At 62.5% G+C, this 26,439-nt stretch carries 20 protein-coding genes; 16 read left to right on the forward strand and 4 right to left on the reverse strand.

Annotation, left to right across the window (positions count from 1 at the left end; all coding sequences use genetic code 11):
- Positions 1-36: 36 nt before the first annotated feature.
- The 5 genes from secD to BUA36_RS14045 all read left to right on the forward strand — a co-directional run bounded on the left by secD (position 37) and on the right by BUA36_RS14045 (position 7,150).
- Complete coding sequence (gene secD, locus BUA36_RS14025; protein WP_072785541.1) at positions 37-1,899, forward strand: protein translocase subunit SecD; 1,863 nt, start codon at positions 37-39, stop codon at positions 1,897-1,899.
- 25 nt (positions 1,900-1,924) lie between these two features.
- Positions 1,925-2,947 carry a protein translocase subunit SecF gene (gene secF, locus BUA36_RS14030; protein ID WP_072785543.1) on the forward strand — a complete coding sequence of 341 codons (1,023 nt, stop codon included), beginning with the start codon at positions 1,925-1,927 and terminating at the stop codon, positions 2,945-2,947.
- Positions 2,948-3,014: 67 nt separating this feature from the next.
- On the forward strand, positions 3,015-5,753 hold the full coding sequence (locus tag BUA36_RS14035; RefSeq protein ID WP_072785545.1) for an ankyrin repeat domain-containing protein: 2,739 nt from the start codon (positions 3,015-3,017) through the stop codon (positions 5,751-5,753).
- A 19-nt stretch (positions 5,754-5,772) separates the two neighbouring features.
- Complete coding sequence (locus BUA36_RS14040) at positions 5,773-6,468, forward strand: helix-turn-helix transcriptional regulator (protein WP_072785547.1); 696 nt, start codon at positions 5,773-5,775, stop codon at positions 6,466-6,468.
- A 64-nt stretch (positions 6,469-6,532) separates the two neighbouring features.
- The gene (locus tag BUA36_RS14045) at positions 6,533-7,150 is read left to right on the forward strand and encodes a glutathione S-transferase family protein (RefSeq protein ID WP_072785549.1); all 618 of its coding nucleotides are present in this window, start codon (positions 6,533-6,535) and stop codon (positions 7,148-7,150) included.
- 213 nt (positions 7,151-7,363) lie between these two features.
- On the opposite strand, the gene BUA36_RS14050 is transcribed toward BUA36_RS14045, so the two are convergent.
- The 3 genes from BUA36_RS14050 to BUA36_RS14060 form a co-directional block, all read right to left on the reverse strand.
- Complete coding sequence (locus BUA36_RS14050) at positions 7,364-8,200, reverse strand: HDOD domain-containing protein (protein WP_072785551.1); 837 nt, start codon at positions 8,198-8,200, stop codon at positions 7,364-7,366.
- A 93-nt stretch (positions 8,201-8,293) separates the two neighbouring features.
- Positions 8,294-8,575: a hypothetical protein gene (locus BUA36_RS14055; RefSeq protein WP_072785553.1), complete on the reverse strand. Its 282-nt coding sequence runs from the start codon at positions 8,573-8,575 to the stop codon at positions 8,294-8,296.
- Between the two features lie 19 nt (positions 8,576-8,594).
- Entirely contained in the window at positions 8,595-9,056 is a 462-nt protein-coding gene (locus tag BUA36_RS14060) for a MarR family winged helix-turn-helix transcriptional regulator (protein ID WP_072785555.1), read from the reverse strand.
- 78 nt (positions 9,057-9,134) lie between these two features.
- On the opposite strand from BUA36_RS14060, the gene BUA36_RS14065 reads away from it, so the two are divergent.
- Together BUA36_RS14065 and BUA36_RS14070 are read left to right on the forward strand one after the other, a co-directional pair.
- Entirely contained in the window at positions 9,135-10,049 is a 915-nt protein-coding gene (locus BUA36_RS14065; protein ID WP_072785557.1) for a DMT family transporter, read from the forward strand.
- Positions 10,050-10,052: 3 nt separating this feature from the next.
- Complete coding sequence (locus BUA36_RS14070; RefSeq protein ID WP_072785559.1) at positions 10,053-10,997, forward strand: GlxA family transcriptional regulator; 945 nt, start codon at positions 10,053-10,055, stop codon at positions 10,995-10,997.
- Here the strand turns inward: BUA36_RS14070 and BUA36_RS14075 are convergent, their stop codons facing one another.
- Positions 10,998-12,851 carry an ATP-binding protein gene (locus tag BUA36_RS14075; protein ID WP_072785561.1) on the reverse strand — a complete coding sequence of 618 codons (1,854 nt, stop codon included), beginning with the start codon at positions 12,849-12,851 and terminating at the stop codon, positions 10,998-11,000. It abuts the gene before it with no gap.
- Positions 12,852-13,078: 227 nt separating this feature from the next.
- On the opposite strand from BUA36_RS14075, the gene astC reads away from it, so the two are divergent.
- From astC to BUA36_RS14120, 9 genes are all read left to right on the forward strand, one after another.
- A complete protein-coding gene (gene astC / locus BUA36_RS14080) occupies positions 13,079-14,320 on the forward strand; it encodes an acetylornithine/succinylornithine family transaminase (RefSeq protein WP_072785563.1) in 1,242 nt (413 codons plus the stop codon).
- A 95-nt stretch (positions 14,321-14,415) separates the two neighbouring features.
- Positions 14,416-15,453, forward strand: coding sequence for an arginine N-succinyltransferase (locus BUA36_RS14085; RefSeq protein WP_072785565.1), 1,038 nt, complete (start codon positions 14,416-14,418; stop codon positions 15,451-15,453).
- Positions 15,454-15,467: 14 nt separating this feature from the next.
- Complete coding sequence (gene astA / locus BUA36_RS14090) at positions 15,468-16,523, forward strand: arginine N-succinyltransferase (RefSeq protein WP_072785568.1); 1,056 nt, start codon at positions 15,468-15,470, stop codon at positions 16,521-16,523.
- Positions 16,516-17,985, forward strand: coding sequence for a succinylglutamate-semialdehyde dehydrogenase (gene astD, locus BUA36_RS14095; RefSeq protein ID WP_072785570.1), 1,470 nt, complete (start codon positions 16,516-16,518; stop codon positions 17,983-17,985). Before astA ends, astD begins: the two co-directional genes overlap by 8 nt.
- Positions 17,986-17,997: 12 nt before the next feature.
- Positions 17,998-19,335 carry an N-succinylarginine dihydrolase gene (gene astB / locus BUA36_RS14100; RefSeq protein WP_072785573.1) on the forward strand — a complete coding sequence of 446 codons (1,338 nt, stop codon included), beginning with the start codon at positions 17,998-18,000 and terminating at the stop codon, positions 19,333-19,335.
- Positions 19,336-19,434: 99 nt separating this feature from the next.
- Positions 19,435-24,138, forward strand: a complete 4,704-nt coding sequence (locus BUA36_RS14105) for an NAD-glutamate dehydrogenase domain-containing protein (protein WP_072785575.1) — start codon at positions 19,435-19,437, stop codon at positions 24,136-24,138.
- Positions 24,139-24,142: 4 nt separating this feature from the next.
- On the forward strand, positions 24,143-25,144 hold the full coding sequence (locus BUA36_RS14110; RefSeq protein ID WP_072785577.1) for a succinylglutamate desuccinylase: 1,002 nt from the start codon (positions 24,143-24,145) through the stop codon (positions 25,142-25,144).
- A gap of 92 nt (positions 25,145-25,236) precedes the next feature.
- Positions 25,237-25,764, forward strand: coding sequence for an EF-hand domain-containing protein (locus BUA36_RS14115; RefSeq protein ID WP_072785579.1), 528 nt, complete (start codon positions 25,237-25,239; stop codon positions 25,762-25,764).
- Positions 25,765-25,900: 136 nt separating this feature from the next.
- The gene (locus BUA36_RS14120) at positions 25,901-26,407 is read left to right on the forward strand and encodes a DUF1993 domain-containing protein (protein ID WP_072786169.1); all 507 of its coding nucleotides are present in this window, start codon (positions 25,901-25,903) and stop codon (positions 26,405-26,407) included.
- Positions 26,408-26,439 lie beyond the last annotated feature (32 nt).

Below are 26,439 nucleotides of genomic sequence, written 5' to 3' on the forward strand. Positions count from 1 at the left end.
GTTGCGTCCAACGCCCACATTGAACGTTAGAACAATATGAATCGTTATCCAGTCTGGAAATATATCCTTATTGCCGTTGCCATCCTGCTGGGCACGCTGTTTACCGTGCCTAACTTCTTCGGCCAGTCGCCGGCAGTGCAGGTCACCAGCGGCAAGTCGACGGTCAAGATGACCTCCGACATGACGGCCAAGGTGGCTGACGTGCTGGCCAAGGCCGGCATCGCCAACAACGGTCTGAGCTTTGACGGCAGCGGCACCTACGCCTCGGTGCGCGTGCGCTTTGCCACGCCGGACATCCAGTTCCAGGCCAAGTCGGTGCTGGAAAAAGGCCTCAACACCGATCCTGAAGATCCTACCTACCTGGTGGCGCTGAACCTGCAGGAAGACACGCCGAAATGGATGCAAAGCCTGCACGCGCTGCCGATGTATCTCGGCCTCGACTTGCGTGGTGGCGTGCACTTCCTGATGCAGGTGGATAGCAAGGCCGTGCTGGCCAAGCGTATTCAGGGCATCCAGTCGGCCGCCCGCTCCTCGCTGCGCGACAAGAACGTGCGCCACGCCGGTATCGAGGTGGTGGGCGACACCGTGGAAATCAAATTCCGCGACGACGCCACCCGCCAGAAAGCCAAGGACGTGCTGTCCGGCGCGCTTGCCGACCTGACCTATGCCGATGCCGGCGAAGGCAGTGAACTGAAAACCGTGGTCAGCCTGAAGCCGGCCGCGCTCAAGCAAACCATCGACGATGGCGTGAAGCAGAACATCTCGACCCTGTCCAAGCGTGTCAACGAACTGGGCGTGGCCGAGCCGGTGATCCAGCAGCAAGGCCCGGACCGCATCGTGGTCCAACTGCCAGGCGTGCAGGACGTGGCCCGCGCGCGTGCGGTGATCGGCCGCACCGCCACGCTGGAAGTACGCATGGTGGACGAGAGCGTCACGCCAGGCACCGAACTGACTGCCGCCATTCCGTTCAATTCGGAACTGTTCACCGTGGGTAAAGGCGTGCCGGTGGTGCTGCTCAAAGACGTGGTGCTGAGCGGTGAATACATCGCCAGCGCGGTCGCCAGCTTCGACCAGAACCAGCAGCCAGCCGTCGGCATCGACCTGAACGGCGACGGCGGCCGCCGCATGCGTGAAGCCACCCGCGACCGCGTGGGCAAGAAAATGGCCATCGTGCTCAAGGAAAAAGGCAAGCCGGAAGTGCTGTCGGTAGCCACCATCCAGAGCGAACTGGGTAGCCGCTTCCAGATCACCGGCATGGGCAACGCCGAAAACTCGGCCGAGCTGGCCCTGCTGCTGCGCTCCGGCGCGCTGTCGGCGCCGATGGACGTGATCGAAGAACGCACCATCGGTCCGGCACTGGGCGCTGAAAACATCAGCAAAGGTATCCACTCGACCATGTACGGTTTCGCGGCGATTGCCGTGTTCATGATCGCCTACTACATGATCTTCGGCTTCTTCAGCGTGTTTGCGCTGGCCTGCAACCTGCTGTTCCTGCTGGCCATCCTGTCGCTGATGCAGGTGACCCTGACCCTGCCGGGCATGGCCGCAATTGCGCTGGCGCTGGGTATGGCGATTGACTCCAACGTGCTGATTAACGAGCGTATCCGCGAAGAGCTGCGCGCCGGTGCGACGCCGCAGGCAGCGATTGCCGCCGGCTTCGAACGTGCCTGGGCCACCATCATCGACTCCAACGTCACCACGCTGATCGTCGGTGTGGCGCTGTGGGTATTCGGTTCCGGTCCGATCCGCGGCTTCGCCGTGGTGCACACGCTGGGTATTCTGACCTCGATGTTCTCCGCCGTGTTTGTCTCGCGCGGTGTGGTCAACCTCTGGTACGGCCGCAAGAAGAAGCTGCAATCGATCGCCATTGGTACCGTCTGGGTACCTGGTCAGAAATAGTCAGAAATAACTCGGGGCACGAAACATGGAATTTTTCCGCATTAAAAAAGACATCCCGTTCATGCGCCACGCGCTGGTGTTCAACGTCATTTCGGCGTTGACCTTCGTTGCGGCCGTGTTCTTCCTGATCACCCGTCCGTTGCACTTCTCGGTGGAGTTCACCGGCGGTACCGTGATGGAGCTGCGCTACCAGCAGGCGGCGAATCTGGAACGCATCCGCCACACGCTGGAAACCATCGGCTACGAACAGCCGGAAGCCACCGGCTTCGGCACCGCGCATGACGTGATGCTGCGTCTGCCGGTGGTGAAGAACATCTCGTCGAAGGATGCTTCGGCCAAGGTGTTCGACGCGCTGTGCAAAGCTGAAACGGGTAGCCTGAAGCAGATCGACACCGTGACCGCCAAGGGCGAGCACGTGGTCAAGCAATCCTGCGCCGGTGCTGGCGATGCTGAACTGGTGTCGCTGCAGAAGGTGGAATTCGTTGGTCCGCAGGTGGGCGACGAGCTGGCACAGAACGGCCTGAACGCACTGGTGATGGTGGTACTGGGCGTGATGGTCTACCTGGCCATCCGCTTCGAGTGGAAGTTTGCGGTGGCAGCGATCATCGCCAACTTGCACGACGTGGTCATCATCCTGGGCTTCTTCGCGTTCTTCCAGTGGGAGTTCTCGCTGACGGTGCTGGCCGGTATCCTGGCGGTGCTGGGCTACTCGGTCAACGAGTCGGTGGTTATCTTCGACCGTATCCGCGAAAACTTCCGCAAGCAGCGCAAGGCGTCGGTGCATGAAGTGATCGACAATGCGATCACCTCGACCATCTCGCGTACCATCATCACCCACGGCTGTACGCAGATGATGGTGCTGTCCATGCTGTTCCTGGGCGGCCCGACCTTGCACTACTTCGCGATGGCGCTGACCATCGGTATCTGCTTCGGTATCTACTCGTCGGTGTTCGTGGCTGCCGCCGTGGCCATGTGGCTGGGTGTGAAACGCGAAGACCTGATCAAGCCGGTCAAGGAAAAAGACGAAACGGACGGCGCAGTGGTTTAATCACCAAGCTTGTTGTTTTGCCAGTAAAATCCCCCAGCGGTTTAAAGCTTCTGGGGGATTTTCTTTTATGTCGTACAAATGGATCGCCGCACTGCTGCTGTGCTGTTCGGCGCAGGCAGCCGAGCTGCCTTGGGATCTGAGCTATCAGTCCGCGCTGCGCGCGCAGCCGCTCAATGAGCGTGAATTCATGGCCTTCTGGCCGCAGCGTTATCCGCAGCGCGCGATTCACCAACTGCTGGCCAGCTACGAGGGCGAGCCGATCGAGGCGTCGCTGCTGCTGGAGCGGCCGGACGGCCATGCCGGCGACCCTTATGGCAGCTGGTTCATCAAGACGCGCAGCACCGCCAAGGTATGCAATTTCAGCCGCGGCAATCCGGGCAAGTGCAGCGATCTGGAGGTGGCGAAGACCGATCGTTTTATCCGCGAGGTGATGAACTTCCGTCCGCTGCCGGACCAGGCCAGTGACAAGAACGTGCTTGGCAATGGCGCGGCGCTGCTCAACTACATGGGCTTCGTCAGCATCTATGTGGACGGCAAAACGCTGCAGCGTCCCGTGGCGGTGAGCGAGTGGCTCGGCGTCGGCAATCCGCAGCAGATGAGCAGCGCCGACGCGGGGCGCATGGATACGGCCGTGCAGCGCCTGGCGTTGTCGGATGCGGAGTTTGCCAGCTATGAGGCCAGGCGGGCCGCGCAAGGGCGCTCCGCAGCCTTCGGCGAAGCAGTGTGCCGCGGCGATGTGAACCAGATGCAGCGCATCCTGGACCAGACCCCGGATCGCGGCAAGGCGCTGATGGCGGAAGGCGAAAACCCGCTCGTCATCGCCGCCGCCAGCGGCCAGAAGACGGCGATCGATTTTCTGCTGCGCCATGGGCAGCCCATCAACGGTGGCGATAGCGCGGCCCTGCGCGCTGCGGTGCATGCCGATGATGTCGCGATGGTGGAGTACCTGCTGGCCAAAGGCGCGCGTGTCGATCCGCCGGTTGATCCCCGGACGCCAAACGAGCGCGTCTCCGCATCGCCGTTGAGCGAAGCGGTGGATGCCGGCAACGAGAAGATGGCCGCGCTGCTGCTCAAGCGCGGCGCCAGACCGAACCTCAACGTCCAGCCCAGCATACTGTCGCGCGCAGCGGCGCGGCTGCATTATGGATTGGTCGATCTGCTGCTCAAGAACGGCGCGGCGGCCGACAACCTGACCTCCGATGACGGCCGCAGCGCGCTGCATGCCGCAGTCATGAACGCCTATTCCGCAGACCGCTTTGCCGCGGTCGAACAGATCGCGCGCCGCCTGCTGGCGGGCGGCGCCAACATCAACTACCTCGGCGCGAACTGCCGGACGGCGTACTCGATCGCGGGCGAAGCGAAACGGCCCGCATTGCAGCAAGCCTTGCTGGACATGGGCGCCGACCCGGACATCGGCCAGCGCTGTGCCGAGCTGGCGCAGAAAGGCCGGGCGGGATCGCGTGAAGGCGCGGAAGCCAAAGCCCGCGCCGCCATCACCGATGACACCCGCCGCATGCTGCGCGAACGCGATTACGCCGGGCTCAAAAACTACCCGATGCGTACGCGCGATCTCGACTACTGGAAGAAGGAAGAGGCCCGCGCCACGGAATGGGAAACCAGGTTCCCCAAGTCCGCTGCCGCGCCGCAGTTCCACATCTACCTGCTGTACAACCGCGCCTTGTCCTTCCGCGGCAACGGCAAGTACGCGGAGATCCGCAAGGAAGACCTGGAGCCCATGAATCAGGCCGTGGAAGAAGCCTATCAGCGCCTCGACAAGATGGGCGCCAACGCTGCCAAAAAGCGCGGCGCCACGGACGCCAACTGGTATCGCGCACGGCTGGAAGTGCTGCCTTATTCGCGCAACTTCTACACGCACTTCCGTTACGCGTGGGAGGGTGGCGCCAAGGTCTATCCTGATTATCACGAACAGTATTTCGCCGCCGCGTTTTATTCGACGCCGATGTGGAACGGTGCACCGGATGGCGTGGAGCAGGTCGCCCGCCTGGCGGCCAAGGGCAAGGGCGCGGACCGCGACGCGATGTATGCGCGCGTCTACTGGTATATGGACCAGATCTACTATCGCGGCAAGCTGTTTGAGGACAGCATGGTTGACTGGGACGATATGAAGACCAGCTTCGACGCCATGGTCGAGGCCTATCCCGATCCGTGGAACCTCAACGCCTATGCCTACTTCGCCTGCAAGGCCGGCGACTACGAGGTGATGTCCTCGCTGCTGACACGCATCGACGATCAGCTGGTGTTCAGTGTGTGGGGACAGGGCGGTGAAACGGAATACCGCAACTGCGCAAAGAACATCGGCGCCGGCACGCGCAATTTCGCGGCGGATCTGGCTGCGCGCAACCGCCAGCACCAGGAGGCGCAGTACACGCGCCTGATCGGCTACGCCAGCGCTGAACGTGAGCGCTTTCACAACGAGGAGAGCTTGCGCGCGCTGCGCGTGGCGGCGGACATCGGCATCAAGGTGTGGGGCCGCGCCGGCATGCGCGCCAGCTATCACACCGCGCTGACGCTGCACAATCTGATGCGCTACGACGAAGAGATCGCGGCGCTGCGCGAAGGCCTGAAATCGCAGCCCGGCTATTCGAGCGCGGAGTTCCAGATCGGTCTGGCGCTGGAAGGATTGAAGCGCCAGGAAGAGGCACGTGCGCAGTTTGGCGTCGCCGCCGAACGGGTGCAGATCGAGCTGGAAAAACTCCGCGGCGAGCGCACGCCGGAGGTGCAAAAAGAGACTGAGCGCATGCGTAAAAAGTTCAGCGACTATGGCATAGTAGTGCCCGGACTTTAAACCACGCGAGACAAGCACAATGAGCCGCACCGGCCGCCTTTTCATGCTGATGGACGCCATGCGCGGCTATCGCCGCCCTGTGACTGCTGCGCGCCTGGCGGAGCAGCTGGGCGTTTCTGAACGTACCATCTACCGCGACATCCAGACGCTGTCTGGCCTGGGAGCGCCGCTGGAAGGCGAGGCGGGTGTCGGCTATATGCTCAAGACCGGTTTCTTCCTGCCGCCGCTGATGTTTGGCGCCGATGAACTGGAAGCGCTGGTGCTCGGTGCGCGCTGGGTGCGACGGCAGGGCGATGAAGCGCTGGCCGCTGCCGCCAGCAACGCGCTGGCCAAGATCGCCGCCGCCACGCCCAAAGACCTGCGCGACGACATGGCGGAAACCAGCTTGTGGGTGCCGATAGGCGTGGACCAGCAGGACGTCAGCGATGTGCATGTGCGTCCGGTGCGTGAGGCGATCCGTTACCAGCATCGCCTGCGCATGTCCTACCGGGACGAGCATGGCGCGCCGTCCGACCGCGTGGTGTGGCCGTTCGCGCTGGCGTTCTTTGAAGGCAAGCGGCTGCTGGCGGCATGGTGCGAGATGCGGATGGCGTTCCGTCATTTCCGCATCGACCGCATCGCGGCGGTGGAGTCGCTGCAGCAGCGCTACCCGGCCCGCCGCCACGACCTGCTCAAGACCTGGCGCCAGGAACATCAGATCCGCGAAGACTCCTGACAAAAACTGTCGCGGTCCGGTTCTACGATGAAGTCCTCAACACCACCTTCATCGGAGACCTCAAATGCGCCTTTACTACCATCCCGCTTCCTCCAGCTCGCGCCGCGTGATGCTGGCCGCCATCCACATGGGTACGCCGCTGGAGCTGACCGAAGTGAACCTGATGAGCGAGGAAGACCGCCGCCGCCTGGTCACGCTCAACCCCAACAGCAAGGTGCCGGTGCTGCAGGACGGCGAGTTCATCCTGTGGGAATCGTGCGCCATCATGCAGTACCTGGCAGACCGCACGCACGGCCAGACGCTGTATCCCGACAATATTCTTCTCCGGGCGGACATCAATCGCTGGCTGTTGTGGGCGGCGCAGCACTTTGCGCCGCCGATCGGCGTCATCGTCTACGAGCACATCTGGAAGGGGCTGACGGGCAATGGCGGCCCCGATCCGGTGGAAATCGACCGTGCCAGCCGGCTGGTGGCGCAATTCGCGGGCGTGCTGGAGCAGCATCTGGCCGGCCGCGACTGGATCGTCGGCGACAAGCTGAGCCTGGCGGACCTGGCGATCGCCCCGGCACTGACTTACATCGAGCAAGCCCAGCTGCCGGTCAAGCACTACCCAAAACTGATGGCCTGGCTGGCGCGCGTGGCAGAGCTGGACGCCTGGAAGCAGACCGAGCCCGTCTGGTAATTGCGAAAAAGTTACTGTTATGTGAAATAGCGCACAGAGCGGAACCAGGGGCAGAGGTATTCTAAAAACGTCTCCTCTGGAGGAGATCCCTAGTTTTGGACTTTGCCCGCTGCCCAGCGGGCTTTTTTTTGCCAAAAAGTTCGGGGTCAGTGCCGACATTCGGACATTTTGCTAGCGAAATGTCCGAATGTCGGCACTGACCCCGAACTTGGGCTATAGCATCAGCACGGCGTAGAGCGACTGCACTTCGTGGGCGGATTCGGTCATGATGGCGTTCAGCGTGCCTTCGCCGACCACGAAGTCGATGGTGCGCGCGCCTTGTAAGGTTGTGGCGCCCGGGCGCTGGTATAGCGGCGAGTGGACCGGTGACAGGTCGTTCGCCAGCAGCAGGGTGTCGCCCAGGGTTTCCGGCGGCAGTGCGCGCAAGCCTACCCACATCGATTCGATGGCTTTGAACACGCCTTCCGGCACGCCGAGCTTGGTCATGACGCCACGGCCGATGTCGATTTCGCCGTGCTCGACCCAGTCTTCCGGCTCGCCTTCCATCACCTGCGGATAGTCGCCCGCACAGGACAGCATGTAGAACCCCGCCACTTCGTGCATGATGCCGGCAAACAGCGCCGTATCGGGATCGACGTGGGTGACGCGGCGCGCAATCACCTGTGACAGCGCGGCGACGTGCGCCGTGTGCTCCCACAACTGGCTGATTTTGGCGGCCAGCGACGGTTCGGTCACCTGGCTGCCGATCTGGCGCACGATTAGTGCCGCCACCAGCGATTGCAAGGTGCGCACGCCCAGGCGCTGCACGGCGGCGCGCACGCTGGAAATTTCGGTACCGGAGCGGTTGTAGGCCACCGAGTTGGCAATGGCAACGCTACGCGCGGCCAGCAACGGGTCTGCCTGTATCAGCTTGGCTGCCTGCTCAACGTGGCAGTCGGGATCGGTCAACGCCTGCTGCAAGCGCAGCGAGGCGTTGACGTTGGCCGGGAACGTGAGGTCGCCCCGGCTCGCTTGAGCAGCAATATTCTTGAAGGCGTCGAGTCTGTCCATTGCCAAAAATTATACTCAAAATATTGCCTTGTGGCACTTTTTATGAAAATAGTTTTTGCAGCGTGGGTTTCAGCCAACAACGCCAGGCAGGATTTACTGCTCGCTGAAGATGGCGTCGCAGCCTTCTACGGTTTCGTCGGTATCTTGCAGTTCGTCGGTCAGTTCGAGGTCGAACAGCTCTTCCACTGCGTTCATGAAGCTGTTGTGGGTGCTTGCACCGATCAGGCGGTAGATTTCGCCGTCTTCGTTGCGTACGCCGACGATCAGCGCTTCCTGGCGCACTTCGTCCGCAGGCGCTACGTCCAGCAGCAGGTTACCGATGATGTGTTTGTCGAATTTGGCAGGCTTTTTGCCTTCCAGCAGAGAGGTTTTCAAATCTGTTTCCTTGGTTTTTTTAGTCGCAATCCTGGGTAGACGGGTTTCCGGTCTGGCCAGACATAATCACAGTTTTAAGCTCGGACAGGGTTTTTTCAAGCCTGGTGTAGTCGTCTTCGGTGAAATCGGCAAATACTTTGCCGCTTTGCGAGATGACTTCCGGGAACACGGTGCAGAAAGTGCGCTCGCCTTCCTTGGTCAGTTTGACGAAGAAAGAACGTTTGTCGCAATCGCTGCGCTGACGTTCCACCAGCCCTTTTTGTTCCAGCCGCTCGATCACCCCGGTCAACGTACCCTTGGTAATCAGCGTCTTGTCGCCCAGTTCTTTATAGGACATGCCGGGGGTATTGCCCAGCGTGGCGATGATGTCGAACTGCGCGTGCGTCAAACCACTCCGGCGCACGTATTCGCCGGAGAGCCGTTCATAACCCTGCATGCACTCAGCCAGCAGCCGGATGCTTTTCAAGTATCGTTCACCCATAGTCCAAGATTATAGCCGCTTCGCATCTGCCTTTCTGGCGAGGTACACTATGCAAAATTACAATTTATAACAACAACGATGCCTTTACACCTGCGTGGCGTGCTCGCCCTGCTGGTCGTGACCCTGGTTTGGGGCACGACTTTTCCTGCCATGAAGAATATGACGGGCTATCTGTCCGCCAGCTGGATCGTGCTGTGCCGCTTTGCGCTGGCGGGCGTGCTGCTGTTGCCGTTTCTGTGGCGCGCGCGCTGGCGCGATCTGCGCTGGGGCATAGTGGCCGGGGTGGTGTTGTTCCTGTGCTACGTGTTCCAGATCGAGGGGCTGGCGCTGACCAGCTCCAACCGCAACGCCTTTATCACCGGCCTCAATGTGCTGGTGCCGCCGCTGATCGGCGTGCTGCTGGGTGCGAAGCTGGAGCGCCGCATCGTGATCGCGCTGCTGATCTCGGTGGCCGGGCTGTTTACGTTGTGCTGGGAAGGCAGCTTCCACTGGGGACGCGGCGATACGCTGGCGCTGCTGTGCGCGCTGTTCTTCGGCATCTATGTCAAGCTCATGGAAACCACCACGCGCAAGGTGGAGAAGCTCATGGCGCTGACCGCCTCGCAGATCATCACGGTGGCCGTGTGCGCCGCCCTGTGGCTGCTGCTGACCGAGGTGCCGCTGGGCTGGGCCGAGCGCAGCCAGGACCTGCCGGATTACATCGCGTACGTGAGCCAGGGCTTGCAGCGGTATAGCGTGAATCTGATGTATCTGGGCGTGGTGGCCACCGCCGCCATCATTTCGCTGCAAACCTGGGGCCAGAGCCACAGCAGCGCCAACGAGGCGGCCGTGATCTACGCGTTTGAGCCGGGCTGTGCCGCCATCTTTGCTTATTTCTGGCTGGGCGAGACGCTGGCCTGGAACGGCCTGCTGGGCGCGGCACTGTTGATCTCCGGTATGATAGTGAGCCAATGGAGCACCGAGCGTCCCGCTACTGCCCTGGCGCCGGAGTAGTCGATGTCGTTTGCCAATTTATCCTGCCTCGCCAAGCAACAGCCTTTGCGCCTGCTGCTGGTCAACGCGGGCGAGCCGGATACCATCACCTGGGCCGGGCTGATCCAGCCCTTGCGCCTGGCCGCTGCCCTGGTGGGCCGCGAGCTGCTGCAACTGGAGGTCATGACGCCATCCCAGGTCGTGCTGGCCCAGCCGGGCTGGCATGTCGCCTTGCTGGTCGCCGACGAGCACCAGACACCGCTGTCGCCCGAGCAGACCCGTGCCGTGCTCGAGCGCTGCCGCTCGGCGCAGTACTGGGGCGGCGTGGGCGCCGGTGTGCTGTGGATGGCCAAGGCCGGCCTGATGGCTGGTGTGCGCATCGCGCTGCCGTGGGCCTTGTATGCCGATACGGAAGACATCACCGAGCGCGCCATCCTCACGCCGCACCTGTTCGAACTGGACGGCCGCCACCTGAGCTGCTGCGGAGGCGCCGCGTCCCTGGACTTTGCGCTGACGCTGATCGAGCAGCTGTTTGGCGCCACGGTGCAGGCCACCATCAAGGAGAGCCTGTGCGTGGAGCGCGTGCGCGGGCCGGAGGAGCGCCAGCGCGTGGCGCTGCAGGCGCGCTTTGGCGCCTTGCAGCCGCGCCTGTCAGAGGCGGTGACGCTGATGGAAACCAATCTCGAGGAACCGCTGTCCACCGACGATATCGCCAACCTGGTCGGCCTGTCGCGCCGCCAGCTGGAGCGGCTGTTCAAGCAATATCTGGGCAGCCTGCCGTCGCGCTATTACCTGGAGCTGCGCCTGCAACGGGCACGCCAACTGCTGCTCGATACCAACCACTCGATCGTGCAGGTGGGGCTGATGTGCGGCTTCTCGTCCGGCTCGCACTTCTCCACGGCGTTTGGCGCGCTGTTCGGCAATACGCCGCGCGAGGAACGCCAGCGTAAGCTGACGCCGCCAGCCTGATCACGTCGCCGGCAGCGGCGCCATGCCGTGTGCGCTGGCCACCGTGCTGTCGGTCAGATCGGGCGCTGAACGCGGCAGCACGATCTGGAAGGTGACGCCGTGGCCCGGTGTGCTGTGCACCGCGATATGCCCGCCCAACACACCCGTCACCATGGTCTGCACGATGTACAGCCCGAGGCCGGAACCGCCCTGGCCCATGCGCGTGGTGAAGAAGGGATCGTAGATTTTGCCGCGGTGTTCGGGCGCGATGCCGGCGCCATCGTCCACGTACTGGATATCGACGCGGTCATCCTGCTGGCGCGCGCTGATGCGGACTTGCCCGCTCGGTTTGCCGGCAAAACCGTGCACCAGCGTGTTTTCCAGCAGATTGCCCAGCACCTGCGCCAGCGGGCCGGGGAAACTGTCCATCTGCAGGCTGTCCTCGATATCGACCTCGATGCGGTAGGGCGTGGCCTTCCATGTATTGTGGCTGCTGGCGATGACTTCCTCGACCGTACGCCGCAACGGGAACTGGCGGCGCCGCGCGCTGGCCTGATCGACCGCCAGCTCCTTGAAGTTGTCGATCAGCCCGGCGGCGCGGTGGGCGTTGCGCTCGATGATTTCACAGGCCAGGCCGCTTTGGGTGACGAAGTCTTCCACGGATGAACGTTTCAGCTTGCCGTCCAGCGCCGCTTGGCCAAAGCTGGCCAGGTGCGCCTTGAGCGTGGTGGAGGCGGTCAGGGTGCTGCCCAGCGGCGTGTTGAGCTCGTGGGCGATGCCGGCCACCAGCCGTCCCAGCGATGCCACTTTTTCGGTCTGCACCAGCTGGTCGGCAGCCACGCGCAAGTCTTCGTTGGCCTGGCGCAGCTCGGCGGTGCGCTGCTCGACGCGCAGCTCCAGTGCGGCATTGAGTTGCTGAATCTCTTCCTCGCGCGCACGGCGCACCACCACTTCCTGCTGTAGCTCGGCGGTGCGGCGTTTGACCATCACGCGCAGCTGGAGGATGAAAGCCATGGCGATGACGATGGCCAGCACCAGCGCGCCCAGCGGCCGGTAGTCGATTTCATGGTCAAACCGCACCACGGTCCATTTCTGCCGGAAGCTTTCGCGATCGGACTTGGAAATCGTGGCCAGCGCCTGGTTCAGGATCGGCACCAGCTCGGACCAGTCGCTGCGCACGCCAAAGCCGACCTGGTAGCTGTATTCGGTTTCGCCGGAGACGCGGATATCGTTGGCGCCCAGTGCTGCCAGCTGGTGGGTGCCGGTCAAGAGCGGCGCCACCACGGCGCTGACTTCGTCGCGGTGCAGCAGGTCGAGCGCAACCTTGAAGCTTTCCGCCTGCACCGGCACGATGGTCGGCCAGTCGCGCGGCATCACCTCGGCCACGCCGGCACGGGTGCTGGCGGCCACCTTCTTGCCGTTCAGATGGCTCAGGGTGGGCGCGGGCGGCGCGCTGGCGGCGGTGAAAATCACGATCGGCGATGTGAGGTAGGGCTCGGTCAGCGTCATGAAGCGCTGGCGGCTGTCGGTTTGCGAGATGGCGGACAGCATATCGACCTGGTGCTGGTCCAGCTGGTTGACGACGTTGGCGGCGCCAGCGATGGGCACCAGCTCAAAGCGCACGCCCAGCAACTGCTCGACCCGGTGCACGAACTCCAGCGCAATGCCGTGCGGCTTGCCGTCTTCGCCCAGCGATTCGATGGGCGCGCGGGCCGTGTCCACGCCCACGCGGATCACGGGATGGGCGGCCAGCCAGCCGCGTTGCGCGGCCGAGAGCGAGGCCAGCTCCGGCGCGGCTGCCAGTGGCGTGGCTACGGCAGCCAGCCACAGCCAGCATGCTATGCGTGCAATCCGAGCTAGTCCGAGCTGTCTCATAGCGCCTCTGGAAGAAAACCGCTTGCCGTGTCTGGATAGCATAAAGACTAGCATCCACGAAGACAAGCAGGCTGTTGCTTGTTGGCATGGTCGTTCTGGCAAGTTTACTTTGCGGCCAAAAGTAAAAATTCTTGTCGCCATTTGAAAAGAGTTTTAGCATCCCGCTTTTTATAATGGGTCCCACGCGGCGCTGTGCCGCACCGTACCCACAATTGATAGGGAATGCCATGAACGCCAAAGATACGACCGTAACCACCCGTCCTGTGACTCGTCAGACTTTTGATGAGGTCCTGGTGCCGACTTATGCGCCAGCAGCGATGGTTCCGGTGCGTGCGTCGGGCCTGGACCTGTGGGACCAGGCTGGCAAGCATTATCTGGATTTCACCTCGGGCATCGCGGTAGCGGCCCTGGGCCATTGCAACCCGGTCGTGGTGGAAGCGCTGACCCGCCAGGCCAACACCCTGTGGCACCTGGGCAATGGCTACACCAACGAGCCGGTGCTGCGCCTGGCGCTGGCACTGACCGAAGCCACCTTCGCTGACCGCGCCTTCTTCTGCAACTCCGGCGCCGAAGCCAACGAAGCGGCACTGAAGCTGGCCCGTAAATACGCCCACACCAAATTCGGCGCGCACAAATCGCGCATCATTTCGTGCTACCAGTCGTTCCACGGCCGTACGCTGTTCACCGTGTCGGTGGGCGGCCAGTCGAAATACACCGAAGGCTTCGAGCCACTGCCACCGTCGATCGATCACATCACCTACAACGATATCGAATCGGCCCGCGCCGCCATCGGTGATGACGTTTGCGCCGTGATCGTTGAGCCGCTGCAAGGCGAAGGCGGCGTGGTACCAGGCGACAAAGCCTTCCTGCAAGAGCTGCGCGACCTGTGCACCAAAACCGGCGCCCTGCTGATCTTCGACGAAGTGCAATCGGGCATGGGCCGTACCGGTGAGCTGTTCCACTACATGAGCTATGGCATTACCCCGGACATCCTGACCTCTGCCAAAGCGCTGGGCAATGGCTTCCCGGTGGCCGCCATGCTGACCACCCACGAACTGGCCGCAACGCTGAACGTCGGTTCGCACGGCACCACCTACGGCGGCAATCCGATGGCTGCCACCGTGGCGCTGACCGTGCTGGAAACCATCAACCAGCCAGCCTTCCTGGCGCGTGTGAAAGAAGCGGGCAACAAGCTGCGTTCGACGCTGGAAAAACTGGTGGCCGATTACCCGCAAGTGTTCGCGCAAGTGCGCGGTGCGGGCCTGCTGCTGGGCGTGGTGGTGACCGATGCCTGGAAAGGCCGTTCGAAAGACATCCAGAAAGCCGTGGAAGCCAACGGCATGATGGTGCTGATCGCTGGCATGGACGTGGTGCGCCTGGCGCCTGCGCTGATCGTGTCGGATGAGCAGATCGCTGAAGCTGACCGCATCCTGCGCCTGTCGCTGGACGGCATGCTGAAAGCAGCTTAATTTGTATCACGGCGGCGGATTAATGATCCGCCGCTTTACTTTCCGGCCCAGCGCGTCATGCGCGCCGGGCCTGTTCGCATTCTTAAGGAGTTCTCATGTATGTAGTCCGTCCGGTTGAACTTGCGGATATTGCAGCCCTTGAAGCGCTGGCCGCAGTGCCCATGCCGGGAGTGCATACCTTGCCCAAGACGCGCGAGAAAATCCTCGCCATGATCGAACTGTCGATCGCGTCGTTTGCAGCGCATGTTGATATCCCCAGCGAAGAGGCTTATCTGCTGGTGCTGGAATCGCCTGGCGATAAAAAAATCGTCGGCACCGCCGCCATGTTTGCGGCCGCAGGTTCCAATGGTACTTACTTCTCCTTCCGTAACGACGTGATCCAGCAGGTCTCGCGTGACCTGAACATCAGCCATAGCGTGCACGCGCTGACGCTGTGCTCCGAACTGACTGGCTACTCGCAGCTGTCGTCGTTCTACGTCGGCGAACGCGAACACGGCACGCCGGAAGCGGCATTGCTGTCGCGTGCCCGTCTGATGCTGGCCGTGCTGGCGCCGCACCGTTTCTCGGACCGCTTCTTCGTACCGCTGGCCGGCGTGACCGACAGCGAAGGCGGTTCGCCGTTCTGGGATGCGCTGGGCCGTAAATTCTTCAAGATGGATTTCCTCGACGCTGAACGCGTCATCGGTGGTGCGCGCAACCGCACGCTGATCGTCGAGCTGATGCCGCACTATCCGGTCTACGTGCCGCTGCTGCCGGGCGACGCGCAGGCGGCCATGGGCCAGATCCATCCATCGGGCGAGCTGGCGTTCAACCTGCTGACCGCGGAAGGCTTCGAGGCCGATGACTACATCGACATCTTCGACGGCGGCCCGATCCTGCAGGCGCATAAGAACACGCTGCGCACCTTTACTGGCGCGCTGCAGCGCCGCGTGGCGACGTCGGTCGATTCGCCAGACCGTGGCCGCGAGCCGCAGCTGCGTTATGCCGTGTCGTCCGGTTCCGAACACAACTTCCGCGCCGTGGTCACGCATTGTCCGCCGCTGGAATCCCAACTGAGCGTAGCGCTGTCGGTAGAGGTACAAGAAGCGCTGCAAGTCGCCGAAGGCGATACCGTCATCTGCGTCAGAATATAAGAACGAGACCACCTATGTTAGTAGTACGCGCAATCAAAGCCGAAGACCTCGACGCCCTGTACGTGATGGCCACCCAGGTGGGCAGCGGCATGACCACGCTCAAGCCGGACATGAAGATGATGGGCGACCGCCTGAACATCGCCGTGGCCTCGTTTGCCGAAACCATCCCGCCCGAACAGCGTGACTATATGTTCGTGATGGAGGATACCGACACCGGCCGCATGGCTGGCGTGTGCGCCATCAAAGGTTCGGTGGGCTTGACGGAGCCGTTCTACAACTACCGTATCGGCACGCTGGTGCACTCGAGCCGCGAGCTCGATGTGTTTACGCGCATGGACACGCTGTACCTGTCGAACGACCTGACCGGCAGCACCGAACTGTGTTCGCTGTTCCTGCATCCCGACTACCGCAGCGGCAACAACGGCAAGCTGCTGTCGAAGAGCCGCTTCCTGTTCATCGCGCAGTTCCCGCATCTGTTCACCGAAAAGCTGATCGCTGAGATGCGCGGCTACCAGGAGGAGAGCGGCCGCTCGCCGTTCTACGAAGGCCTGGGCCGTCACTTCTTCAAGATGGACTTCGACCATGTCGATGCGCTGACCGCTGTCGGCAAGAAGTCCTTCATCGCCGAACTGATGCCGCGCCAGCCGCTGTACGTCGACTATCTGCCGCAGGATGCGCAGGAGGTGATCGGCAAGGTGCATACGTCGACCGCACCGGCGCGCCGCCTGCTGGAACAGGAGGGCATGTACTTCGAAGGCTACGTCGATATCTTCGACGCCGGTCCGGTGCTGCAGGCCCGCGTGTCCGAACTGCGCGCCATGCGCGACAGCACGCTGGCCGAGATTGGCCCCACCACCGACTGGGAATCGGCGTGCGCGCCGGAGGCTGCGGCGGCCGAACCTATCCTGGTGTCCAACACCACGCTTAAAGATTTCCGCATGATTCTGTCGCAGGCGGTGCCGGTCAACGGCACTGTCGCCTTGCCGGAAGCAGAGCAGCAACTGCTGCGCTGCCAAAGCGGCGACACCGTGCGTACCTTGACTCTCAATCCGAGGAAGAACAATGGCTAATATCAGCAACTTCATTAACGGCGAATGGCTCGCGGGCAGCGGCGTCGAACTGGTGACCGTCAATCCGGCCAATGGCCAGCAGACCTGGTCCAGCAACGAATCCACCGCGCAGGATGTGGCGCAAGCCGCTACCGCAGCACGCGCGGCATTTGACGCGTGGGCACTGACGCCGCTGGCGGACCGTATCGCCGTCTGCACCCGCTTCCGTGATCTGCTGAAACAGGATGCCGAAGAGCTGGCGCTGCTGATCTCTGAAGAAGTCGGCAAGCCGCTGTGGGAAGCGCGCACCGAAGTGACCACCATGGCCAACAAGATCGATATCTCGGTCCAGGCACATGGCGCGCGCACCGGCGAAACCAGCAGCAAGGTCGCGGATGGCGAAGCAGTGCTGCGTCACCGTCCGCATGGCGTGTTTGGCGTGTTCGGTCCTTACAACTTCCCGGGCCACCTGCCGAACGGCCATATCGTGCCGGCGCTGATCGCCGGTAACACCGTGGTGTTCAAGCCTAGCGAATACGCTCCGCGCACCGCCGTGAAAACCGTGCAGCTGTGGGAAAAGGCTGGCGTGCCGAAAGGCGTGATCAACCTGGTCAACGGCGGCCGCGAAACCGGCATCTCGCTGGGCCAGAACGAGGTACTGGACGGCGTGCTGTTCACCGGCAGCTGCCAGACCGGCACCGCGCTGCATAAACAATTCGGCGGCCAGCCAGGCAAGATGCTGGCGCTGGAAATGGGCGGTAACAATCCGCTGGTAATCTGGGACGCCAAGGAAGTGGATGCTGCCGTGTTCATGGCGGTATCGTCGGCCTTCATCTCGGCCGGCCAGCGCTGCACTTGCGCGCGCCGTCTGATCCTGCCGGTAGGCGCGGCGGGCGATGCCATCGTTGCACGTCTGGTCGATGTGGCCAGCCGCCTGACCATCGGCGGTCCTGCTGCGGAACCGGCGCCGTTCATGGGGCCTGTGGTATCTGCTGCCGTGGCCAAGCGCCTGGTGCAGGCGCAGGCTGACCTGGTGGCCAAAGGCGGCAAGCTGCTGCTGGAGATGAAACAGCTGGACGCCAATGCGGGCTTCGTGTCGGCGGGTATCGTTGATGTCACCGATGTCCAAGGCATTCCGGACGAAGAGTGGTTTGGCCCGCTGCTGCAGATTATCCGCGTGGCGGACTTCGACGGCGCCATCAAGGCGGCCAACAACACCGCATTCGGCCTGGCCGCTGCACTGATCTCCAACGACGAAAACCTGTGGAAGATTTTCCAGGTGCGCGCACGCGCCGGCATCGTCAACTGGAACCGTCCAACCACCGGCGCCGCCAGCTCGGCGCCGTTTGGCGGCGTGGGCCAGTCGGGCAACCATCGTCCAAGCGCATACTACGCGGCGGACTACTGCGCGTATCCGGTGGCATCGATTGAAAACAATGTACTTGAAATGCCTGCGAAGCTGTCGCCGGGCATGCACTTCTAAAGGGTAGCAGCAATGTCCGCACGCGAATTCAACTTCGACGGCCTGGTCGGCCCGTCGCACAACTATGCCGGTCTGTCGTTCGGCAATGTGGCGTCGTTCAACAACGTCAAGAGTGCTTCCAATCCCAAGCTGGCCGCGCTGCAAGGCCTGGCCAAGATGCGCGCCCTGGCAGCCCGTGGCTTTGGCCAGGCGCTGCTGCCGCCGCAGGACCGTCCGAACTTCCGCCTGCTGCGCAGCGTGGGTTTCACCGGCTCCGATGCTGAAGTGCTGGCCAAGGCCGCGCAGGAATCGCCGGTGATCCTGGCGTGCGCGTATTCGGCTTCGCCGATGTGGACTGCCAATGCTGCGACCGTGAGCCCGTCGGCTGACAGCGCCGATGGGCGCCTGCACTTTACTGCGGCTAACCTGAACAACAAGCTGCACCGCGCTTTTGAGCACGCCCAGTCGGCCCGTTCGCTGCGCGCCATCTTCAAGGATGAAAAGCACTTTGCCGTGCATGATGCGCTGCCAGGTACGCCGGCGTTTGGCGATGAAGGCGCGGCCAACCACACCCGCTTGTGCAAGGACCATGGCAGCGCTGGCGTCGAGATGTTCGTCTACGGCCGTTCCGAGTTCGATACCTCGATCTCGGCGCCGAAGAAATATCCTGCCCGCCAGACGCTGGAAGCATCGCAGGCGGTCGCGCGACTGCATGGCCTGTCGGCGGAGCGCAGCGTCTACATTCAGCAGAATCCGGATGTCATCGATCAGGGCGTGTTCCATAACGACGTGATCGCAGTAGGGAATGCCAATGCACTGTTCTACCACGAGCAGGCATTCGCCGACGAAGCAGGCGCGCTCGATCAGCTGCGCCGCGCAATGGCCGGCGTGGGCGCTGACCTGAATGCGATCCGCGTCGATACCGCACAGGTGCCGGTGGCCGATGCGGTAGCCAGCTATCTGTTCAACAGCCAGCTGCTCAGCAAGGACAATGGCAAGATGGCGCTGGTGATTCCGCAGGAATGCCAGGAGGTGGCTTCGGTCGCCGCCTACCTGCAAGGCCTGGTCGCCAGCGGCAACGCAATCGATGAACTGATTCACTTCGACCTGCGCCAGTCGATGCGCAACGGCGGCGGTCCTGCGTGCCTGCGTTTGCGCGTGGCGCTGACCGATGCCGAGGCCAAGGCCATGCATCAAGGCGTGGTGATGACCGAAGCGCTGTACCATACGCTGGTGGCCTGGGTGGAGAAGCATTACCGTGACCGTCTGGAGCCTGCTGATCTGGCAGATCCGCAACTGGCCATCGAAGTGCATACCGCGTTGGAAGAATTGAGCCGTATACTGGGGATGCCGGGACTCTACGACTTGTAATACCGTCGTTTCACCCCCATCTGGGGAGGCGCCGCGTAGCCACAAGCCGGCGCGGCCCCCTGCAACAAAAAATACCTACAATGTATTGGAGAAGCGAAGATGAAACAAACACCACAAGACCTGCGCAAACAGACGCTGGATCTGGTCCATGCAAGCAAACCTGCCAGCGAGGTAGCAGCACTTATCGGCGCCTGGCTGGGCGCTCTGGATGACGAGGACCTGGCGGGCACTGCGCCCGGTAGCCTGGCGCCGGTTTTGTGGGAGGGTTTCACTCAAGCTGCCAAACGTAGCGGCACGGGCGCGCAAATCGCCAAGCTGCGCTACGACGATGGCCGCGGCGGCAAGGCCACCGCGCTGCTGATCCTGAACGACGATATGCCATATCTGGTGGACTCCATCGTGATGGCACTGCGCAAACTGCGCGTGACCGCGAATGGCGTGCTGAATGCCGTGCTGCCAGTGGCGCGCGGTGCGGATGGCGCAGTCAGCGCCGTCGGCAATGCCGGCGACAAGCTGGAATCGTATGTGCTGGTGCTGCTGTCCGAAGACCTGCCGGAGGCAGAAATTGGCGCACTGGTAGACCGCATTGAAATGGTGTCGCGCGACGCCGCCGTGGTCCGCCGCTACCGCGCCGCCATGCTGGAACACTTCAGCCGCATCGGCGCAGAAGCCGCATCGCATGGCGAAGAAGGCAAGGAAGTTGCCGCTTTCCTGGAGTGGGCCAAGACCGAAGGCTTCGAGCCGTTCGGCTACGCCTACTATCAGGTCAAACCGGGCGTGCGTGAACTGGAACGCGACGTCCCTAGCCGCATCGGCGTGCTGCAGGATACGTCGCATCCGGTGTACGGCACCTGCCTGGCAAACATCCCTGGCGATTTCGATACGCTGTCCAAACGTGCGCACACGCTGTCGATCGTGAAGGCCGACGTGGAAGGCACGCTGCACCGCGATGCACAGCTGGACTTCATCGGCATCCGCCACACCGACGCGCAAGGCGCGATCCTCGGCGAATACTGCTTCGTTGGCCTGTTCACCCGCGCTGCGACGTCCACCCCGCTGAACCGCCTGCCGTTTGCGCGTGGCCGCGTAGCGCGCGTGCTGAGCATCGCTGGCGTGCGACAGGAAGGCTTCCGCGCCGAGAAGTTTGTCGAGATCCTTGAATCGTTGCCGCGCACCGAAGCGCTGGAAGCAGAACCGGAATGGCTGGCTGAAGTCTGCGGCGCCGTGGTGTCGCTGTACAAACAGCCGCGCGCCAAGGTGTTTGCCCGCCGCGACGTCTATGCACGTCACCTGAATGTGCTGGTGTATATCCCGCGCGAGCGTTATAGCGCAAGCGTCGGTTCGGCTTTGGCCAAGGCGCTGCAAGCCAGCTCCGGCGCACAGCATGTCAGCTCGCAAACACTGGTGGCCGATGGCCCGCTGGCCCGCGTCTACCTGATCGCCCAGGGCGCCCGCTATCCGCTGGACCTGGAAACCGACATCCAGCAGCCGCTGCTGTCCGTGCTGGATGGCTGGCATGACCAGTTCTCCGTACTGGCCGATGCTGTGACCGACGTGCCGCTGCGCGCCAGCCTGCGCAAGATGTGCGCCACGCTGCCGACCGATTACGTTGCCGCCACCAAGCCGTCTGCTGCCTTCCACGATCTGGGCGCAATCCTGCGCAACACCGATCCATCGCGCGTGAACGTGCGTGTGGAAGCGGACAATGGTTCGACCACCATCCGCCTGTATTCGGTGGACCGCGTGCCGTCGCTGTCAACCATCCTGCCTGCACTGCAAAACGCTGGTGTCGCGATTGACCGCGAACAGGCTTACTCGCTGCGCGTGAATGGCGAGCGTCACTTTGTGACCAGCCTGTCGACGGATGCCGACAGCGCGGCCAACTTGGCCAAGCCGGAAGTGATTCCGGTGGCGGAAGAACTGTTCTCGGCCCTGTTCAACAACGAAGCGGAAGATGGCCGCCTGAATGGCCTGGTCATCGAAGGTGGCCTGAGCGTGCGCGAAGTGCAGCTGGTGCGTGCCTACATGAGCTACTGGCGCCAGACCGGCACCCGCTTCTCGGTGCGCTACATCGCTGAAACGCTGCGCAAGCAGCCTGCGCTGGTGAAAGAACTGGTGGATGCATTCCAGCTGCGCTTCAACCCTGCGCTGGACGAAGCCACCCGCGCTGCGGCCTTGGACAAGCTGGCCGACATCAAGAGCCGTCTGCCGGCCATCAACCACGCCGACAGTGAAGAAGTGCTGGGCGCCATGGCCACGCTGATCGGCGCCACGCTGCGTACCAACTATTTCCAGAACAATCAGAAGGGCGACAAGATCATCTTCAAGTTCGACACCAGCAATCTGTCGCTGGTGCCGGAGCCACGTCCGTTCCGCGAAATCTTCGTGTTCTCGCGCCGCTTTGAAGGCGTGCACCTGCGCGGCGGCCCGGTCGCCCGTGGTGGCCTGCGCTGGTCGGACCGTATGGAAGACTACCGCACCGAAGTCCTGGGCCTGGTCAAGGCACAGATGGTGAAGAACGCCGTGATCGTGCCGGCTGGCGCCAAGGGCGGCTTCGTGTGCAAGCAGATGCCGAAAGACGCCGTGCGTGAAACCATCGCGGCGGAAGGCGAAGCAGTCTACCGTCTGTTCATTTCAAGCCTGCTGGAAGTGACTGACAACCGCGTGCTTGGCAACATCGTGTCGCCTGCTGATACCGTGTGCTACGACGGCAACGATCCTTACCTGGTGGTGGCGGCCGACAAGGGCACCGCAACCTTCTCCGACATCGCCAACGGCATCGCTGTGCAGCGCGGCTTCTGGCTCGGCGACGCGTTTGCATCGGGCGGCTCGAACGGCTACGACCACAAGAAGATGGGCATTACCGCCAAGGGCGCGTTTGAAGCGGTCAAGCGCCACTTCTACGAGATGGACCACGACATCCACGCATCGCCAGTAACCATGGTGGGTGTGGGTGATATGTCGGGCGACGTGTTCGGTAACGGCGCGCTGCTGTCGCGCAAACTGAAGATCGTGGCGGCGTTCGATCACCGTCATATCTTCCTGGACCCGAACCCGGACATGGAAGTCTCGTTCAAGGAACGCGAGCGTATGTTTGCGCTGCCACGCTCCTCGTGGGATGACTACAACAAGGAACTGATCTCGGCGGGCGGCGGCGTGTACCCACGTACTGCGCGCAGCATCGAGCTGTCGCCGCAGATCCGCGCCGTGCTGGATATCGAAGAAACCTCGCTGGCGCCTGAAGAACTGATGCACCGCATCCTGCTGGCGCCAGTGGACCTGTTCTACAACGGCGGTATCGGTACCTACATCAAGGCATCGACCGAAACCCACGCACAGGTGAAAGACCGCGCCAACGACAACATCCGTGTCAACGGCAATGAGCTGCGCTGCAAGGTGGTGTCCGAAGGCGGTAACCTGGGTGCGACGCAAGCTGGCCGTATCGAGTTTGCGCTGTCGGGTGGCCGCATCTTCACCGATGCGATCGACAACTCGGCCGGTGTGGATTGCTCGGACCACGAAGTGAACGCGAAGATGTGGCTGGACGTGGAAATGAATGCCGGCCAGCTGACCGAAGCTGACCGCAACCGCATCCTGAACGACATGACGCTGGATATCGAGCGCCTGGTCCTGCGCGACAACACGCTGCAAACGCAGCTGCTGGTACGCGAGCTGCAAGCGCAAACCGACGCCGCTGTGCAGGATGGCTACGCCGCGCTGATCGCATCGCTGGAAGAAGAGGGCGCGCTGTCGCGTGAGCTGGAGCAGCTGCCATCGGTGGCTGAACTGGCGCGCCGCAAGGCCGATGGCCGCGGCCTGACCACGCCGGAACTGGCGGTGGTCATCGCCAACGTGAAGAACCGCTACAAGCGCATCCTGTCGGCACTGCCGCTGACGGAAAACAGCTGGGCTGAATCGGTCCTGAAACCGTACTTCCCGGATCTGCTGGTGGCGACCCGCCCTGCGCTGGCGCACCCGCTGGCAAATGCCATCCTGGCGACGGTACTGGCCAATGAATCGGTCAACCGTTGCGGTCCGCTGATGTTACGCCAGCTGGCTGGCGAGCATGGCGTGGATGAAGCGGATGTGATCCTGGCCTGGGGCCAGGCATGGTCTGCGCTGAATCTGGCGCCTGTGTTCAACGCGCTGGATGCGGATGCGTTGAAGATCCCGCGTGCGGTGTCGATCAAGGTCGATGCACGGACCCGCGTGCTGCAAAAAGCGGTTATCGAAGGCGCGCTGTCGGTGCCTGCTGATCAGCTGCGCAATGGCGTGGCCGAACTGACCAAGCTGTTCTCGAAAGCAGAAACGCTGGCGCAGCTGAGCACCACCGACGGCCAGTCCGAAGCTGAACTGACCGCTGGCCTGCATGCCGAGTTTGTGCGTGCCTGGAAAGCAGTGGATGCGCTGGAATCGGTGGCGGCGTTTGTGTTTGCGGCGCTGTCGGTACAACGTCCAGCAGGCATGGACCTGCCGGCCTTCCTGCAAGTTGGTCTGGCGCTGCGCGCGCAAGTGGGCATCGATACGCTGGAACGCGGCCTGAAACTGCCGGCAGCGAATCGCTCGCAGGAACAGCTGCGCAGCTACGCTCAGAACGCACTGCGCCGCACGCAGCAACGTCTGCTGGCGCAGGTACTGAAGCACGCTACCGGCGGCCACTCGGCACTGGAAGCGGTGGAAGTGGTTGCCAACACGCTGGGCCTATCCGGCTATGCGCTGGCGACGGATCTGGAGCAGGCGATGCTGGATGTGTGGGCACTGTCCGAGGCGGTCAACGCCAGCACGGCGGCATTGGCGGCGTAATACGATGAGCGATTTGCCAGCAGCATTGCCTGAAGCAGTCCGTTCGCTGGCGGCAGCAGATTTCAGCGCCGTCGTGCAGCGCTTCACGGCGGCCGGATTTACGGTCGCCGAGCCGGCGGATGGGATCATCACGATCAAAGCGGCTGGTCCGCGTGATGCTGCGCGGCCGGCGGTACTGATCTCGGTCGGCGTGCATGGCGACGAGACAGGGCCGATCGAGGTCGTGGCCTATCTGCTGGACGCCTTATCGCATCAGCCTTCCGCGCTCGCGGTGGACCTGATGCTTTGCGTCGGCAACATCGGCGCAATCCGCGCTGGCAAACGCTTTATCGACGCTGACTTGAACCGCATGTTCCGTGCGCAGCGCGGTACACTGGAAGGCACGGCGGAAGCCGCGCGCGCGGATGTGATGATTGCGGCGACCACGGACTTCTTCAACGATGCAGGCCCGGTGCGCTGGCACCTCGACCTGCATACGGCGATCCGTCCGTCGGTGTATCCAACCTTCGCCATTGTGCCGGAGCTGATTGCCGATCAACCGCGCACGCAGCTGATTGACTGGCTGGGTCTTGCGGAGATCGGCGCCATCATCATGAATCCGGCGTCGGTGGGCACGTATAGCTACTACTCGGCCGAGCATCATGCAGCGGCTGGCACCACGATTGAACTGGGCCGCATTGGCACGCTGGGCCAGAACGACCTGACGCAGTTCAAGGCGGCATCGCAAGCGCTCGATGATCTGCTGCGCGGCGCACCGCTGCGCGCAGGCACGCAGCGTCCGCATATCTTCAACACGGCACGCCAGATCATCAAGCTGAGCGACCAGTTCCAGATGGCGTTTGGTAAAGAGACGCACAACTTCACCGCCATGAAACAAGGTGAAGAGATTGCGCGTGATGGCGATACGGTTTACACCGTGCAGTATCCGGAAGAGCTGGTGGTATTTCCGAATCCCGATGTGCGTGTCGGCTTGCGCGCGGGCCTGATGGTGGTGCGCGTGGCCTGATCTTTACGCGTCTTTACACCTCGCGGGGTCATGGATACATGGATTAGTTCGTTAACAGGAACAGCATTGTCCTTAACCACGGAGTAAGAGCCATGACAACCGCAATCAGCAGCACATCCAGCAGCACCGGCGCCGCCACATTCGATCCATCCAAAGGCGCGGCACGTTTCGCATCCAAGGTCTTTAAAGACATGGATACGGATACCGATGGCAAGGTTAGCAAAGACGAATTTGTTAAAGGCCTTGAATCTAAAGGCGTTTCGTCCGACGACGCGACCAAGCAGTTCGACGCCATCGACAAGCAGGGGAACGGATCGATCACCAAAGACGATCTTGAATCAGCCATCAAGAGCGGCGATTTCAAACCGCCGCGTCCACAAGGCGGAGCACAAGGCGGCGATGCAGCGCATGGTGCGGGTGGCGCAGGCGGTGGCGGCGGTTCAGGTGGCAGCAGCAGCGTCAGCGCCAGCAGCGCCAGCAAAACCTACGAGGCCGCTGACAAAAATGAAGACGGCACCGTCACCCAGCAGGAACAGCTGATCTACGACCTGGCCCAGGCCAGCAAGGCCGCTGCCACCAACCCTGCCAATCTCGGCACCAACATCGACCAGTTGGCCTAAGCAAGCCTTGGGGCCGCGCAAGCCCCAAGCGCGGCCTGCATGCCGGGATCCTGAAGCCGGCAAGATTCCCGGCACGCAGCGCATCGTTTGAACGCTTGCGCTACACTCGCAGTTTTCCTTCCGCAGGGAGTTGATGATGGCGATATCGATGTATCAATTGACGGTGCCGGCGTTTGTGCGCGGCTTGACGGTGCTGGCGGATTTGCTTAAGAAGGCCGAGGCGCATGTGGAGCAGCATGGCTCTGTGCCCGATGCCTTGATCTCTGCGCGGCTGGCCGATGACATGCTGCCGCTGTCGGCGCAGGTACAGCGCGCCAGCGATACGTCGAAGATGTCGGTGGAGCGCCTGACCGGCGTGGCTGCGCCCAAGTTTGAAGATAACGAAACGTCCTTCGATCAGCTGCAGCAGCGTATCGCCAATACCATCGCGTATCTGCAGAGCGTCAATGCGGAGCAGTTTGACGGCAGCGAAACCCGCACGGTCAAACTGAATTTTGGCGGCTTCCCGGACTTCACCGGCCAGAGCTATCTGCTGACCTTTGCACTACCCAACTTTTACTTCCACATCGCCACCGCCCACGACATCCTGCGTAATCAGGGCATCGCAGTCGGCAAGCGCGATTATCTGGGACCTTACGCTTAAGCGCGTACCAGCAGTGCAGTCAGGGTGACAGC

Source organism: Duganella sacchari (genome assembly GCF_900143065.1).
Classification (GTDB): Bacteria; Pseudomonadota; Gammaproteobacteria; order Burkholderiales; family Burkholderiaceae_D; genus Rugamonas; species Rugamonas sacchari.